Annotated in this window: 9 protein-coding genes; 8 read left to right on the forward strand and 1 reads right to left on the reverse strand. The window is 60.2% G+C overall.

The genetic code is table 11. From position 1 onward, the window contains the following. The first annotated feature begins 5 nt into the window (after window positions 1-5). The gene (locus FHS83_RS08795) at window positions 6-1,118 is read left to right on the forward strand and encodes an endo-1,4-beta-xylanase (RefSeq protein WP_208414333.1); all 1,113 of its coding nucleotides are present in this window, start codon (window positions 6-8) and stop codon (window positions 1,116-1,118) included. Here the strand turns inward: FHS83_RS08795 and FHS83_RS08800 are convergent. After that, window positions 1,099-2,430, reverse strand: a complete 1,332-nt coding sequence (locus tag FHS83_RS08800; RefSeq protein ID WP_167082614.1) for a glucuronyl esterase domain-containing protein — start codon at window positions 2,428-2,430, stop codon at window positions 1,099-1,101. The genes FHS83_RS08795 and FHS83_RS08800 overlap by 20 nt on opposite strands. A gap of 113 nt (window positions 2,431-2,543) precedes the next feature. Between FHS83_RS08800 and FHS83_RS08805 the strand changes: the two genes are divergently transcribed. The 7 genes from FHS83_RS08805 (at window position 2,544) to FHS83_RS08835 (ending at window position 16,008) form a co-directional block, all read left to right on the forward strand. Beyond that, the gene (locus FHS83_RS08805; RefSeq protein ID WP_167082615.1) at window positions 2,544-3,755 is read left to right on the forward strand and encodes an endo-1,4-beta-xylanase; all 1,212 of its coding nucleotides are present in this window, start codon (window positions 2,544-2,546) and stop codon (window positions 3,753-3,755) included. Between the two features lie 93 nt (window positions 3,756-3,848). Then, a complete protein-coding gene (locus tag FHS83_RS08810; RefSeq protein WP_167082616.1) occupies window positions 3,849-5,108 on the forward strand; it encodes an endo-1,4-beta-xylanase in 1,260 nt (419 codons plus the stop codon). A 12-nt stretch (window positions 5,109-5,120) separates the two neighbouring features. Further along, window positions 5,121-6,461 (forward strand): Gfo/Idh/MocA family protein, encoded by a 1,341-nt coding sequence (locus FHS83_RS08815; RefSeq protein ID WP_167082617.1) that lies wholly within the window; start codon window positions 5,121-5,123, stop codon window positions 6,459-6,461. Window positions 6,462-6,479: 18 nt separating this feature from the next. Continuing rightward, window positions 6,480-7,763 carry a serine hydrolase domain-containing protein gene (locus FHS83_RS08820; RefSeq protein WP_167082618.1) on the forward strand — a complete coding sequence of 428 codons (1,284 nt, stop codon included), beginning with the start codon at window positions 6,480-6,482 and terminating at the stop codon, window positions 7,761-7,763. A gap of 20 nt (window positions 7,764-7,783) precedes the next feature. After that, a complete protein-coding gene (locus FHS83_RS08825; protein WP_167082619.1) occupies window positions 7,784-9,976 on the forward strand; it encodes an alpha-glucuronidase family glycosyl hydrolase in 2,193 nt (730 codons plus the stop codon). A gap of 23 nt (window positions 9,977-9,999) precedes the next feature. Continuing rightward, window positions 10,000-12,168: an alpha-glucuronidase family glycosyl hydrolase gene (locus FHS83_RS08830; RefSeq protein WP_167082620.1), complete on the forward strand. Its 2,169-nt coding sequence runs from the start codon at window positions 10,000-10,002 to the stop codon at window positions 12,166-12,168. Between the two features lie 459 nt (window positions 12,169-12,627). Beyond that, window positions 12,628-16,008: a TonB-dependent receptor gene (locus FHS83_RS08835; protein ID WP_167082621.1), complete on the forward strand. Its 3,381-nt coding sequence runs from the start codon at window positions 12,628-12,630 to the stop codon at window positions 16,006-16,008. The last annotated feature ends 209 nt before the right edge of the window (window positions 16,009-16,217 follow it).

The following is a 16,217-nucleotide window of genomic DNA, read 5'->3' on the forward strand; positions in this document are numbered from 1 at the left end:
AACTAATGCGCAAATTTGGGATGTTTGCCGCCGCCGCAGCGATTACGGCGCTGATGGTTCCGGCCATGGCCGTCGAGACGCTGAAGGACGCCTTCAAAGGCGATTTCGTGGTGGGCGCCGCGCTCAACGCACGTCAGATCACTGGGCGCGATGCCAAGGGCGATGCCATCGTCTTGAAAGAGTTCAACACCATTTCGCCCGAGAACGATCTGAAATGGGAACGCATTCATCCCAAGCTCGGCGGCTATGATTTCTCCATCGCCGATCAGTATGTGGAATTCGGCCAGAGGAATAATCTCTACACCGTCGGCCATGTTCTGGTGTGGCACGCTCAGACGCCGAAATGGGTGTTCGAGAATGCCGATGGCACGCCCGTCAGCAAGGACGAGCTTTTCGCCCGCGTGAAAGAGCACATCTTCACCATCGTCGGTCGCTATAAGGGCAAGATCAAAGCCTGGGATGTGATCAACGAAGTCGTCGGCGACGATGGCAAGATGCGCCAATCGCTCTGGTATAAGATCGGCGGCGAAGAGCTGTTCGTGCAAGCCTTCAAATGGGCGCATGAAGCGAACCCCAAAGCCGAACTGACCTATAACGACTACAACATCGAAAATCCGGGCAAGCGCGAAGAGGCGTTGGCGCTGGTCAAGCGGCTGAAAGCGGCGGGCGCGCCCATCACCACCGTCGGCATTCAAGCCCATTACACCCTTGCCGAACCCGACCTGAAACTTCTCGACGAGGCCATCACCAAATTCTCCGCCCTTGGCGTGAAGGTGGCGCTGACCGAGCTTGATATCGACGTGTTGCCCCGCCCCAATATGGGCGCGACCGCTGATGTCTCGCTGAAATTCGCGTCTGACCCGAAATATAATCCCTATGTGAACGGGCTTCCGGATGACGTGCAGGCCAAACTCACCGAGCGTTACGCGCAAGTCTTCGCCATCGCGAAGGCCCATAAGGATGTGGTGAACCGCATCACGCTCTGGGGCGTGACCGATGGCGATAGCTGGCACAATGGCTGGCCGATCCCGGGCCGCACCGCCTATTCGCTGCTCTTCGACCGTGCCGGAAATCCCAAGCCTGCTGTGGCGGCCATTCTTAAGGATGCTGGGAAGTAAGCCCGCTTCTGACGAAAGTCAGAAAGGTTTCCCAATTAGGCTGCATCGTGTGACCGAAGGGGTGTTGGCGCCAAGCCAGCGCCCCTTTTGTTACGAGGGTGCCAACGGCAGGCATTTCGGTCGTGCCAAGCGCGCCCGCGCCGAGAAGCTGATAGACCGGGCTTGCCGCGACTGTCGCCAAAAACATGCCGCGCTGATCGGTCCAGGCATCTTCCATCGGGTTGGTGCCATCGCCGATACCGGCACTGATCAAGACGGGGCGCGGGGCTGCGAGCGCGATCAGCTCATGGCCGTCTACCGGCAGATCGGCAGCGGTTTTGGGGCCGCCATAGGCGATGAAATTGCCCGCCATCCAATGATGCTCACCTTCGCCGGAAAGGTTCTCAAGCTTTTCCCCGAAATTTCGCCGCAGCAATTTCGCCCCGCCCGCGCCCGACGAGGAGATGTAGCCAAAAGCGAGGCGCGGCTCGAACGCCATCGCCACCAACGCCGCCTTGCCATAGCGCGAATGCCCCGCCACACCGATCTTTCGCGCATCCACGCGCTTGTCCGTGGACAGAAGATCGATCACCCGGCTCACGCCCCAGCCCCAAGCGCGCAAAGCGCCCCATTGATCGGGTGTACGATAGCCGCCGCGATTGGTGAGCCCGATAATCCCTTCACGCAGTTTCTTGGGGTCATCGGCCTGCACGCTGGTCGGCACATATTCGACATAGCCCCAGCCCGCTTTCAAAAGCTGGTCACGCCAATCTTCGCCTTGCCCCGCGGGGACCGGCATATTCTCCCAAGGTCCTTTGAAGGTCAGCACGATCATCACCGGCACTGGGCCTTTGACACCTGCGGGCAGGGTGACGTCGGCGACGATATCGACTTTCAGCGCAGGGTAGGCACTGTTATCGGCATGGCCGATATAATGGGTGGTGACGGCCTTCACGGCGCGGGCCGGGGGAACCTCCGCGCCGGTCATTTCCCAGCGCACCGCCGGGACCTCTTTCGGCACGCGGCCATAGATCTCGCGCTCGAACAGTTCCGCGATTTCTGGGCGGCGTTTGCTCCACCAATCCTTCGGCGTTTTCACCGCGGTTCCATCCGCCGCGACCAGCGGATCGGGCAGGGTGTAGCTTCCGGCTTTTGTCTCATCGAAATTGGCAAAGTTGGGCGAGGCGCGGTTGAAGCCTTCCGCACCGGGCCGGACGGAGGTGATAGACAGCACCTCTAACATCCTCTGGTAATCGGATGGCTCCGCCGACACTTTTTCCGCGATGAAGGGGATGATCAAAAGGGCGAGAGAAGCTCGCAGAAACCGTCGCATGCCGTAAAGCCTCGTTGAGCCATTCGGGGATCGGTGATACCGGTATCAGCACCGTACAAAACAAAGAGCCGCTGGATGATAAACCCAAAGCCGCGGCCGACAAGGAGGATGCCATGACCTTATCGCGCCGTCAGTGCATTGCCGCGAGCCTTGCCGCCGCAGGCAGCCTTGCGATGCCCGAAGCTCTGGCGAAAACCGTGAAGGCTGGCACCGCACCGGATTCCCTGAACGCCATCGCCAAAGGCAAAGGCCTGATGTTCGGCAGCTCCATCGGCGAGAAATCGACCGAAGGCGAAGTGGCGCTTCTGCCGCCCGAAATCCGCGCTCAGCCCCGCCGCGCCGCCTCCTTTGCCGATCCCAAAGTGCGCGAGATCACCTTGCGCGAATGCGGCATCGTGGTGCCGGAAAATGAACTGAAATGGTATGCGGTGCGTCCCGACCCCGTGACCTATGATTGGTCCGGCGCCGACACCATCATCCATTGGGCCCGCAAGAATGGACTTTTGGTGCGCGGCCATAACCTTTTCTGGAATGCCATGCGCTGGACGCCCAAATGGGTCTCCGAGGTCGATTTCGGCTCGCGCCCAGCCACGGCCGCTGAAAAGATGCTGCGCGATCACATCTTCAAGGTCTGCAAACGCTACGGCAATGCGATCTTCAGCTATGACGTGATCAACGAGACCATCGATTCCAAGACCGGCGAGCTGGAGCCGACGCCGTTCACCAAAATTCTCGGCTACAACGTGATGGACATCTGCTTCCACGCCGCCAAGGAAGCCGCTCCCCATGCCGAGCTGGTCTATAACGATTTCCCGAGCTGGGGCGCCGACGGCACCCATCGCGCCGCTATCGTCAAGCTGCTCGAATATGCCAAGAAGAAGAATCTGCCGCTCGATACCCTCGGCGTGCAGGCCCATATCGGCTTTGGCAATACCGGCGGCGGCCCGGGCAGCCAGCGCGACGAGACCGCCTGGCGCAAATTCCTCGATGATGTGACGGGCGAGGGCTTTGGCCTCATCATCTCGGAATTCGACATCAACGATAAATCCGCCCCCACCGAGATCAAGGCCCGGGACGCGGAAGTGGCGGCGCTGACCAAGACCTGGCTCGACATCATGCTGGCCTATCCCCAGATGCGCTATGTCATGGCCTGGGGGCTGGTCGATAAATACTCCTGGCTGCAGGAATTCATCCCGCGCGCCGATGGCACGCCGCAGCGTTGCGCCCTTTATGACAACGACTACCGCGCCAAGCCCTTGCGCGAGGCCTTCGCGGCGGCTTTTGCCGCGGCCCCGGCCCGCCCGCCCATGAAAGTCAGCCCCTGAAAGCCTTCAAACCTTGATGAGGCAAGAATAACCATCTTGGCCGAACCAGCCCGGCGGCAGTACGCTCGCCGCCTTGTTGGACCGGAGTGATAGATGACCTCCTTTTCCCGCCGCAATTGGCTTCTCTGTGCTGGGGCTTTCGCCGCTGAGGGCGCTTTCGCGGGCGCGCCTAAGCGCGAGAAGAAACATGGCCGTGGCCATATCCACCACCACACCAATTTCGAGGCGGCGGGCAGCGCGCCCGATAGCCTGAATGGTCTGGCGGTAGGAAAGGGCCTCGCCTTCGGGGCTTGCATCGGCACGGCCTCCAAGAAGCCGCCGCTTCTGAAATCGACCACAGCCAAGCCCGCCAAGCCGCGCCCCGCGGCCTTCGATGATCCCCAGCTTCGCGGCCTTTTCGTCTCGCAATGCGGCATCCTGGTGCCGGAGAATGAGCTGAAATGGTACGTCGTGCGCCCCGGCCCCAAGACGTATGATTTTGCCCGTGCCGATATGCTGATGGCTTTCGCGGCCCAATATAAGCTTGCGGTGCGCGGCCATACGCTGCTCTGGAACCGCTCGAAATGGTCGCCCGAATGGCTGAACAGCTATGACTTTGGCTCCAAACCCGTCGCGGAAGCCGAGCGGCTCTTGAAGGACCACATCAAGACGGTCGCCACCCGCTATGGCGAGCACATCTTCTCTTATGATGTCGTGAACGAGACCATCGCGCCTGCCACCGGCGAGATGGAAGACGCGCCCTTCACCAAGGTCCTGGGGCCGGAGGTCGTGGATCTTGCTTTCCGCCTGGCGCGCGAAGCCGCCCCCAAGGCGCAGCTCGTCTATAACGACTATATGGGCTGGGCGCCCAAAGATGCCGCCCATCGCGCGGGCGTCTTGAAGCTGCTCGAGCGCTTGAAGAAGAACAATGTTCCGATCGATGCTTTGGGGCTGCAATCCCATATTGACGCCGCCGCCATCTCGGGCGGAGTTCCTTCCAATGCCGATCTCGCCGAATGGAAGAAGTTCCTCGATGCCGTGGTGGCGATGGGGCTCGATATCATCATCAGCGAGTTCGACGTCAACGATAAGGGCCTTACCGGCAGCATCGCCGAGCGTGATCGGGCGGTGGCCGATTATGCGAAAGTCTATCTCGACACGGTCCTCGCCTATCCCCAGACTCGCTATGTAATGGCCTGGGGTCTGGCCGACCGCTATTCCTGGCTGCAAGGCTATGCAGCGCGGCCTGATGGGTTGCCGCAAAGATGTTTGCCTTACGACGATTCCTACCGTCCCAAAGCTTTGCGGCAGGCCATGGCTGATGCTTTTGCCGCCGCCCCCGCCCGTCCACTTCTGCCGTTGAAACCCGCATAAGGAGTTATCAGCATGGCTAGCCGGAGACAGGTCTTAAGCGGCGCGGCTGCCGCAATTCTTACCTCTGGCTGGCGGGCTTATGCCGCCGGGCGCCCCTATCGTGTGGGTGTGATCGGTTCGGCCTGGATGGGTCGCTGCAATCTTTTCGCCCTGATGCAGGTCGCGCCGGTGGAGGTGGTCGCCTTCGCTGATGTGGATGCGACCGCGCTGAAGAATCTCGTCAACGCCACCATGGCGTTCCCCGATTCCGTGGTGAAGCCGAAAAAGGCGCCCGCGACCTATAAAGACTATCGCCAGATGCTGGCGCAGCATCACTTCGATATCGTCATCGTGGCGACGCCCGATCATTGGCATGCGCTGCCCGCGCTCGCCGCCATGAAGGCTCGCGCGCATGTCTATCTCGAAAAGCCGATCACGGTGGACATTGCCGAGGGCAAGGCACTCGTCACTGCGGCACGCAAATATAATCGCGTGGTGCAGGTCGGCACCCAGCGCCGCGCTTCCCCGCCCCATGCCGAAGCATGCAAACTGGTGCGCAGCGGCGAACTTGGCAAGGTCGGCATGGTGGAGCTTTATGGGCTTTATCATCAGCGCCCGGCGAAATTCAGCCCCGTTGTGGCGCCGCCCAAGACGCTTGATTGGGATTTCTATTGTGGACCCGCGCCGCTGGTGCCCTATCGCGCCGAGATCAATCCGATCAATTGGCGGGCCTTTCGCGAATTCGGCAATGGCTATATCGCCGATCTCGGCGTGCATTTCATCGATTGCGTGCGCTGGATGCTGGAGCTTTCCTGGCCCAAGACCATCAGCTCCGATGGCGGGGTCTATGTCGACAAGGCTTCGATTGCGAGCGTGGTCGATACCCAGACGGCGGTGTGGGATTACGGCGATACGCTTTTCACCTGGAAAGGCCGCCAATGGGGCGAGATTCCGGAAAACGAAGCCTGGGGCGCAAAGCTCTATGGCGAGAAGGGCACGCTGACGCTCACCTCTTCGGCCTACGAATTTTCGTCCCTGAAGGGTGCGATGCGCAGCGGCGATCTTTCGGAGGAACGCAAAAAGTTCCCCAATGATGTGAAGCTTGATCGCATGGATCGCGAACTGGTGCCACTGACGCGCCCGAATATGCGCGATTTCCTCGCCGCCATCGAACAGAACAAGCGCCCCATCGCCGATGTGGAGGAGGGCTATATCTCCACCTCCACCGCGATCCTCGCCAATATGGCGATGGATTTGAAACGGCCCTTACATTGGGATGCCAAAGCCGAACGCCTGATCGGCGATGACGAAGCCAATAAGCGGCTGATCCGGCCCTATCGTGCCCCTTGGGTGCATCCGGCGTTAGCCGCATAAAAACAAAACGAGGAAACGATGCTGCGCAAATTTCTGGTAGCTGGTGCCGCGCTCGCGCTTGCGGGTTGTGCGTCCGTTCCGCAATCACCGGTGCAACAGGCCGCGCCTGCGGTCAATCCCGCGCGCATCGATGCCACGCTGAAAAACTTCACCGATGCCGGAAAGCTCGCGGGCGCTTCGGCGCTGGTGACGGTCGATGGCAAGGAAGTTTATTCGGGCGCCTTTGGCTATTCCGATCGTGAAGCCAAAAAGCCGATGGCGCGCGATACCATTGTGCAGATCTATTCCATGACCAAGCCCATCACCGGTGTTGCGCTGATGAAGCTTTGGGAAGAGGGCAAGTTCCGGCTCGATGATCCGGTCGCCAAATACATTCCCGAGCTCGCCAATGTGAAGGTGCTGCAAGGTCTCGATGCCAAGGGCAAGCCCATCCTGGTGGCGCCGGTGCGCCAGATGACCATCCGCGATGTCACGCGCCACACGGCGGGGCTGACCTATTGCGGCGGCGATATCCGCCCCGAGATGGCGCAGTTCTGTGCCGATAAGCCGATGAAGCCGGAATATACGCTGGATGAATTTGCCCGCCGTTTGGGCCAGATCCCGCTGGAATACCAACCCGGCGAGCAGTGGAAATACTCTTTCGGTGTGGATGTGCAGGCGCTTCTTGTGCAGCGCATTTCCGGCATGCCCTTCGATCAATATCTGAAGAAGACCGTGCTTGATCCTCTCGGCATGAAGGATACCGGCTTCTATGTGCCGCCGGAAAAGCAGAACCGCCTGATGGCCGTCTATGATGTTGGGACCGACGGCACGCTGACGCGCGAGAATGACGCCGATGCGCTTTCCTTCCCCACCAAGCGCTGGCCGCTCACGCCCGGCGGCTATGGGCTTTCTTCCACCCTTGATGATTACAGCCGTTTTGCCCGCATGCTTTTGGGGGAAGGCGCGCTCGATGGCGTGCGCATTTTGCAGCCCTCCACCGTGCGGCTGATGTCCACCAGCGTGCTTGATCCCGCGGTGACCGATCGCATCTGGCTGCCGTCTAAAGGGCAGGTTGGTTTCGGGATTGATTTCGCCGTGCGCATCGCCCCGCCCAAGGCGGCGGATGAATCCAGCGGCGCGGTCGGCGAGTTCTTCTGGGATGGGCGCAATTACACGCTCTTCTGGGTGGATCCTAAAAACAAGCTCACCGCCGTCTTCTTCACCCAATACGTCCCCTTCGGACGTGTACCCGCCCACAAGGCTTTCCGCGATGCCGTCTATGAAGGATTCGATCCTTCGGCGGTCGCACCCAAACCATGAAAGACCAATAGGAAACACTCATGAAATTCCTGCCGCTTCTGGCGCTTGCCGCGCTGGGACTGACTGCCGCCGCGAGAGCCGATGACGGCTATGATCTGTGGCTGCGCTATCATCCGCTGGAAAAGCCGCTGGCTGCGCGCTATGCGCCTGCCGCGACCGAGGTTGTCAGCGCCGCCCATTCGGCGACTGCCGATGTTACCCGCGCCGAATTGGTGAAAGGGCTTTCGGGCCTTTTGGCCAAGAAGGTCGCGGTGGGTGAAAGCGTGCATCAAGCGGGCGCGGTGCTGTTCGGCACGCCGGAAAATTCCGCCACCATCAAGAACCTGAACCTGCCGCTTGGGCAGCTCGGGCCGGAAGGCTACCTCATCCGCTCGGCGGTGGTGGGGGGCAAGAAGCTTACCGTGATCGCAGGCAATAGCGATGTCGGCGTGCTTTATGGCGCCTATCGCTTCTTGAAGCTGATCCAGACCCATGAGGCCATCGACAAGCTCGATATTGCTTCGGCGCCGAAGGTGAAGCTGCGGCTTCTCAACCACTGGGACAATCTCGATGCCACTATCGAGCGTGGTTATGCCGGGTCGTCCATCTTCAAATGGTGGGAATTGCCCGAGCATGTCTCGCCGCGCATGGTCGATTACGCCCGCGCCAATGCCTCCATCGGCATCAATGGCACGGTGCTGATCAATGTGAACGCCTCTTCGCTGGTCCTGACGCAGGAATATCTGCAAAAGGCCGCCGCGCTGGCCGATACTTTCCGCCCCTATGGCATCAAGGTCTATCTTGTCGCCCGCTTTTCCGCACCGATTGAAATCGGTGGCCTGAAAACGGCGGACCCGCTTGATCCGCAGGTGCGCGAGTGGTGGAAGCACAAGGCGGATGAAATCTATCACTACATCCCCGATTTCGGCGGCTTTTTGATCAAGGCCAATTCCGAAGGCCAGCCCGGCCCCGGCGATTACGGCCGTACCCATGCCGAAGGCGCCAATATGTTTGCCGAAGCCTTGGCCCCGCATGGCGGCGTCGTGATGTGGCGCGCTTTCGTTTACAGCCACGAAGTGCCGGATGACCGCATCAAACAGGCCTATAACGAGTTCAAGCCGCTGGATGGCAAGTTCCTGCCGAACGTCATATTGCAGGTGAAGAACGGGCCGTTGGATTTCCAGCCGCGTGAGCCCTTCAGTGCTTTGTTCGGGGCGACGCCCGCGACCAATACCGGTCTCGAAGTGCAGATCACCAAGGAATATCTCGGTTTCAACACCCACCTCGTTTATCTCGGCACCATGTGGCAGGAGCTCTTGGGCTCCGACACCTTCGCCAAAGGCCCAGGCTCGACGGTTGCCAAGGTGATCGATGGCTCGATGTTCGGCTATAAGCAGACCATGATGGCCGGTGTCTCCAATATCGGTTCCGACCGCAATTGGTCCGGCTCGATCTTCGATCAAGCCAATTGGTATGCCTTCGGGCGCCTTGCCTGGGACCCGGAAGCGAAAGCCGATGTCATCGCGTCGGATTGGGTGAAGCAGACCTTCACCTCCAATCCCGCTTTCCTAAAACCCGTCACGGCCTTGATGATGGGCTCGCGTGAAACCGCGGTCGACTACATGACCCCGCTCGGCCTTGCCCATCAGATGGGAACCTCAGGCCATTACGGGCCGGGGCCGTGGGTGGATAGCGCGGGTCGCGCCGATTGGAATCCGGTCTACTACAATCGCGCTGACAAATCGGGCATCGGCTTTGAGCGCGGCCCCTCGGGCTCCAATGCCGTGGCGCAGTATTTCCCGCCGCTCTCCACCATCTGGGCCAAGCCCGAAACCACGCCGGAAAATCTGCTGCTCTGGTTCCATCATGTGCCGTGGAACTACGCCATGAAATCCGGTCGCCCCCTCTGGGATGAGCTGGTCGGGCGCTATGACCAGGGTGTTGCCAATGTCGATGCCATGGCGGCGGAATGGTTGAACCTGAAGCCCTATGTCGATGACGAACGCTTTGCGCTCACCGCCGATTACCTCACGATCCAAAAGCGTGATGCGCGGCTCTGGCGCGATGCTTCGATTGCCTATTTCCAATCGGTTTCGGGCCTGCCTTTGCCGGCAGGGGTGAAGAAACCCCCGCATAGCCTCGGGTTTTACGAGCAGCTCGAATGGCCTTATGCGCCGGGGCAGGGCGCGCCGGGCCGCAAGATCAAACCGCCGCCAGTCGAAGTGGCGCAATAAGAACAAACGAAGGGCAGATACTGATGAAACGGGCGATATTGGCTGCCGTGGCGCTGGCGGCGGTGGCAGGCGCGGCCAAGGCCGAGGATGGTTATGACCTCTGGCTGCGCTATCGCCCGTTGGAAAAAGCGGTTATCGCGCGCGATGTGCCTTATGCCTCCGCCATCATGGCGCAAGGCGCATCGCCCACCATCCTCGCGGCGCGCGAGGAATTGCAGCGCGGGCTTTCAGGGTTGTTGGGCAAGCGTGTCCCGCTCGCCACGGCGCTGAAATCCGGCACCATCCTGATCGGCACGCCGAAAGATCTCGCCATCGCCAAACTCGCCCTGCCGCTCGAAAAGGCGGGGGCAGAGGGCTATGTCATCAAAACCGTCGGCCGCACCACCGTGATCGCAGGCAATAGCGATGTCGGCGCGCTGCATGGCGCTTTTGCCTATCTGCGTTTGGTGCAAACCCGCGGCATGCTCAACTCTCTGGATATTGTGTCCGCGCCCAAGATCGGCCTGCGCATGCTCAACCATTGGGACAATGTCGATCGCACGCTGGAGCGCGGCTATTCGGGCATTTCCATCTTCAATTGGTGGGAGCTGCCGGGCCATCTTGATCCGCAGTATAAGGATTATGCCCGCGCTAATGCCTCGCTCGGCCTTAACGGCACGGTCTTGACCAATCCCTCAGGTGTTTCGGCGGCGACCAGCCTTGAAACCGCCTGGATCAAGAAAGCCGCGGCGCTGGCGGGCGTGATGCGTCCTTATGGCATCAAGGTCTATCTCTCGGTGCGTTTCTCTGCGCCGATGGAAGTCGGGGGCCTCAAAACCGCCGATCCGCTCGATCCCCAAGTCCGCCAGTGGTGGAAGGACAAGGCCGACGAGATCTACACCCTGATCCCCGATTTCGGCGGCTTTCTCGTAAAGGCCAATTCGGAAGGCCAGCCGGGGCCGCAGGATTACGGCCGTTCCCATGCCGATGGCGCCAATATGATGGCCGAAGCCTTGGCCCCGCATCACGGCATCGTCTTGTGGCGCGCCTTTGTCTATTCGCCGAGCCCCGAAGATCGCGTCAAACAATCCTATAACGAGTTCAAGCCGCTCGACGGCAAGTTCCTGCCTAATGTGATCGTGCAGTCGAAGAACGGTCCTCTGGATTTTCAGCCGCGCGAGCCCTTCAGCCCTGTTTTTGGCGGGTTGCCCAACACCTCCACGGGCATGGAATTTCAGATCACCAAGGAATATCTCGGTTTCGAAATCCATCTCGTTTATCTCGCGCCTCTCTGGCAGGAGGTGCTGCGCTCGGACACCTTCGCGAAGGGCGAGGGCTCGACGGTGGCCCGCGTGGTGGATGGCAGCCTCTTCCAGCGCCCGCTTTCCTCCATCGCGGGTGCGTCCAATATCGGCACCGCGCGTAACTGGTCGGGTTCGATCTTTGATCAGGCCAATTGGTATGCCTTCGGACGTCTCGCCTGGGACCCTGACCTCGACAGCAAAACCATCGCTGAGGAGTGGCTGAAGCAGACCTTCACCGCCGACCCCAAATTCGTGGAGCCCGTCACCGAGATGATGCTGGGGTCGCGCGAGACCGCGGTGGACTACATGACGCCGCTTGGCCTCGCCCATCAGATGGCGACCAGCCATCATTATGGCCCCGGCCCTTGGGTGGATGATGCCGGACGCCCCGATTGGAATCCGGTCTATTACGCGCGGGCCGATGAAAACGGCATTGGCGTGGATCGCACCGCCACCGGCGCCAATGCGGTCAGCCAATATGCCGCGCCCGTGGCGAAAGCCTTCTCCGATCCCAAGGCCACGCCTGAAAATCTGCTTCTATGGTTCCATCATCTGCCTTGGAGCTATGCGATGCCATCAGGTGGCAATTTATGGGAGTCTTTGGTGCATCATTACGCGCATGGCGTGAACAAGGTCGCTGAAATGCAGACGCGCTGGCAGGCGATGAAGCCCTTCGTGGACGCAGAGCGGTTTCAAATCACCGCTGATTTCCTTGCGATGCAGAAAGAGAACGCAGAGCTGTGGCGTGATGGCTCCATCGCGTATTTTCAGAGTGTCTCGCATTTGCCTTTGCCAGACGGCGTACCTGCGCCAGCGCACCCGTTGTCGTTTTATAAATCGCTCAAATTGCCTTTCGCGCCCGGCAGTCCCGGCCGTACAGCCTCGCCATTCGCACTGACGGGAAAGTGATTGCGGCGCGAAACTGTTCTGAAAATGGCGCCCAGGGTGATCGTAAGTGACGCATACGCAATTTCGCTGGGTGCAAGTTTTGTGGGTATGAGACCGATAACACTACTTGGTGCCATTTCAACGCGTTGTGCAATTCCTTAGAGTTATTCTATTCCTGATGAGGCGTGAAAGTGATGGTTCGAACATCAGAATTTTGAGTTAGACCATCACTTGCATTGGTGTCCGGCTGGCAACACACGCCCCTAAATGTCCAAATTCCTGCCTTTGTATTCTTGACCGGCCCCGGGCACAGGCTTAATCCTTTTCGCGACTGATACCGCTAACATCAGCAACGCGCCGGTAACGGCCAGGGTGGCAGTTAGGGAGACCGACAGCTTAAGCCTATAGGCCAGCCATAAACCGGCGAATGGTGGGTTACAGAACCCGCAAACAAAGCCATCGCACTAAGGGGAGGAATTGATGACATCCAAAGCGATGACTCGTACCCGCTTGTTGGGTACGACAGTATTGGCAGGCGTGGGCCTCGTGCTCGCCTCTGCGCCTGCTTTCGCGCAAGACCAGCTCGAAACGGTCACCGTGACCGGCTATCGCGCCTCTCTGGCGGAATCGACCAGCGCCAAGCGTGAATCGGTGAACTTCCAGGATTCGGTGTTCGCGCAGGACATCGGCAAGTTCCCGGACACCAACATCGCCGAAGCCTTCAACCGCATCCCTGGTGTGACCATCAACCGTGAGAACGACGGTTCGGGTATGCGCATCGCCATCCGCGGTCTCGACACCAACCACGTCAAGATCACGTTGAACGGCGCGACCGTGCAGACGGCTTCGACCGGCAACACCGATGCCGGCGGCGCCAACCGCGAAGTCGACCTCAACATCTTCCCGATCGAATTGTTCACCCAGCTCACGGTCGACAAGACCGCGAAGGCCGACCAGCTTGAAGGCGGCGCAGCGGGTAACGTGAACATGCGCAGCGCCCGTCCGTTCGACAATCCGGGCACGCATTTCTCATATAACATGCAGGCCACGGATTATGCCCGAAATGGCAACCCCGGCGGCCGCGGCACTCTGATTGCCAGCACCACCCAGGGCAAATTCGGCGTTCTCGTTGGTCTGTCGGGCGCCTGGAACCGCGTGATGATCACCGGTTACGAAGGTGCCTTCAACAGCCTGACCGTGCCGAGCCTGAGTGATGTGCAGTACTACACTCAGAAGCAGATCACCGCGTTTGAAGCCGCGGCTGGCGTGGCGCCGGGCGCCTATCCCGCGGGCAAGACCTCCTGGTGTACCACCAGCAACGCGACTTCGCCGAACACCACCTCGACTGCTCCGGTCTCGACCTGTAACCCCATTGGCGGCCAGAACGGCTGGAATCCCCCGAAGGTGTTCCCGAACACCGGCGTGCCTGCTGCGTATGTCGGCAAGACGGTGACGGGCGATGCGCTGCTCGCCTTGAACCCCGGCCTGACCCAGAACCAGATCGCCTCCGCGATCGTTCCGCGTACCGGCCGCCCGATGTTCGAAAAGGGCACCCGCAACCGTTACAACGGTATTCTCTCCTTCGAATACCGTCCCACGGATGCGATGCACTTCTACCTCGACAGCATCTTCGGCGTGCTCGAGAACAACCTGAACCGCGAAGACCTGATGTGGGGCGCGCGCTCGGGTGCCGCGATCCCGATGAACATGCAGGTCGATAAGAACAATGTCGTCACCTATGGCGACATGGCCAACGCCTATATGACGCTCGAAGCGCGTCCCTATAAGGAAAAGTCGGACTATATCAGCCTCAACCCGGGCATGGACTGGCAGGTTTCCGACCTGCTGAACGTCAAGGCCCAGGTCAACTACAGCCGCGCGCACTTCTTCCGCGACTCCCCGTCCTTCTTGTTCTCGACTCCGAACGCCATCGTGCATTACGACAACACTGGCGCGACGCCGACCTTCTCCATGTCGGGTCTCTCCGGCGCGAATGGTCTGCAGGATCCGACGAACTACGGCTGGTATTCGACCTCGGCCCTGCGTCTGCAGCAGGAACGCCGGTCTGAATTCACCGACGGCGCCCATCTCGACGTCTCCTATGGCGGCGACGAGTTCAGCGTTCAGGGCGGCTTTGCTTTCGACGATCAGTATCGCCTGATCCGTGGTTACGACAACGGTGGCCTCTTCGGCGAGGCTGGCTGTAACCTCAACCCGACGACCTATATCCCGGGTCCGAACAAGACCTTCTCTTGCGCGGCCACGCCGGACGCCATTCCGGGGGATTGGACCAAGTGGTGGGGTGTTACCGACATCAACGGCAATGGTTATACCAAGGGCATGGCTTTCCCGAAGGCGCAGGGCCCGCTCCTGCCGAACTCGGCCATCCCGCAGTATCTGTCGCCTGGCCCGAATGGCTTCGTAAATGTGAACTACGACGGCCTCAAGACGGCGACCAACTACCAATACTATGCCACCACCCCGCCGCCGGGTGCGCCTGCCAACCTCCAGGATCCGGGTCGTACCGGCTTCTCGACGGGCACGAACACCAACATCTCTTCAAGTATCATCGACGAGAAGACGACCGGTCTTTACTTCATGATCAACGGCACGCTGCATCGCGGCGAGCAGAAGCTGAAGTATAACATCGGTGCGCGTTGGGCTCGCACGATCCAGACGGTTACCGGCTACACCTCGGCCGTCGATCCGCGTAACACCTGGACGATCGATTGCGCCAATCCGACCTATGCCTCGCTTGTTCCGCTGGATGCCAACAAGAATCCGACCTGCACCACCGGCACTATCAATGTGGCGGCGCCGGATGGCACGCGTTATCCCAACTCTGTCGTCCCGACGACGGCGAAGTCCACCTATGAGGCTTTCCTGCCGTCTGTGAACCTGGTCTGGGAAGTGTTTGACGACTTCCAGATCCGCGGCGCTGTTTCGCGCACCATGACTCGCGCCAATCCCGCGAACATGCTGCCGAGCCTTGGTGGCGGCGGCTCGGGCGGCGACGCCTTCAGCCTCGGCAACCCGAATCTGCGTCCGTTCTACTCCACCAACATCGACCTCGGCGCCAACCTCTTTACCGGCGGCGAAGGTTATTTCGGTGTCGGCATCTTCAAGAAGATGGTCACGGGCTTCCCGAGCAACTACACCTCGTACCAGAAGTATCCGTGGCTGGCGCAGTACGGCACCGTGTTCGCCAACAACGCGGTCGGTTCTTCGCAGTACATCAACCTCGTCAATCTGGCGACGGCTGGCGGCTGCTGGGATCCGGCGAAGGGTTCTGCCAACACGCTGGATTGCGTCAACGTCCAGGTCACCCAGGCGCGCAACGCCTCTGGTCTGGAAACCATCAAGGGCGTCGAGCTGAACTGGGTCCAGCCGCTCGACTTCTACCTTGAGCAGTTCGGCATGAAGGGCTTTGGCTTCACCGCGAACGCGACCTTTGTCTCGACCAAGACAACGCCGAACTCGGCGGCTCCCTCGGTCGTCTTGGGCGTGTCGCCGATGACCATGAACCTGACCGCCTACTACGAAAACGACGGCATCATGCTGCGTGGGTCTTACTCCTACCAGCGCGGCACCATCGTCGGCTCGAACGCCTACGGCATCATCGCGGGCATCCCGAGCTTCACCGAAGAACGTTCGATGGACTATGGCCAGGTCGATATCTCCTCGAGCGTCAAGCTCTCCAAGTTCTTCGGAGAAATTCCGACGGATCCGGAGCTGACCTTCGACGTGCAGAACCTGACCCATGCCCTGAACGGCCGTTCCTACAAGCAGTATCCGAACCTGATGAACTACTCTTATCGTCCGGGTTCGCTGTTCCTGCTCGGCGTTCGCGGCAGCCTGTAAGTCATTTCCCACCGGCCCTGCCCAAAAGGCAGGGCCGGGTTACCTCCCTCGAACATTACGGCGCATCGCAAGATGCGCCGTTTTTTTGTTTGGGCGCAGGGCATCGCAAGATGTGCCGTAATGTTCGGGCGGGGTGGTCAGGCTGTGATTTCGCGTCTTCGCGTCACCGCGCCGCTGGAATTTTCCGTGACCAGAGGGTGGGATTTGCG

The organism is Rhizomicrobium palustre (assembly GCF_011761565.1).
Lineage (GTDB): Bacteria > Pseudomonadota > Alphaproteobacteria > Micropepsales > Micropepsaceae > Rhizomicrobium > Rhizomicrobium palustre.

Bases quoted from the DNA above. Each gene is read 5' to 3' on its own strand.
- FHS83_RS08795 (WP_208414333.1), top strand. From the start codon at position 6: ATGCGCAAATTTGGGATGTTTGCCGCCGCCGCAGCGATTACGGCGCTG.
- FHS83_RS08800 (WP_167082614.1), bottom strand. From the start codon at position 2,430: ATGCGACGGTTTCTGCGAGCTTCTCTCGCCCTTTTGATCATCCCCTTC.
- FHS83_RS08805 (WP_167082615.1), top strand. From the start codon at position 2,544: ATGACCTTATCGCGCCGTCAGTGCATTGCCGCGAGCCTTGCCGCCGCA.
- FHS83_RS08810 (WP_167082616.1), top strand. From the start codon at position 3,849: ATGACCTCCTTTTCCCGCCGCAATTGGCTTCTCTGTGCTGGGGCTTTC.
- FHS83_RS08815 (WP_167082617.1), top strand. From the start codon at position 5,121: ATGGCTAGCCGGAGACAGGTCTTAAGCGGCGCGGCTGCCGCAATTCTT.
- FHS83_RS08820 (WP_167082618.1), top strand. From the start codon at position 6,480: ATGCTGCGCAAATTTCTGGTAGCTGGTGCCGCGCTCGCGCTTGCGGGT.
- FHS83_RS08825 (WP_167082619.1), top strand. From the start codon at position 7,784: ATGAAATTCCTGCCGCTTCTGGCGCTTGCCGCGCTGGGACTGACTGCC.
- FHS83_RS08830 (WP_167082620.1), top strand. From the start codon at position 10,000: ATGAAACGGGCGATATTGGCTGCCGTGGCGCTGGCGGCGGTGGCAGGC.
- FHS83_RS08835 (WP_167082621.1), top strand. From the start codon at position 12,628: ATGACATCCAAAGCGATGACTCGTACCCGCTTGTTGGGTACGACAGTA.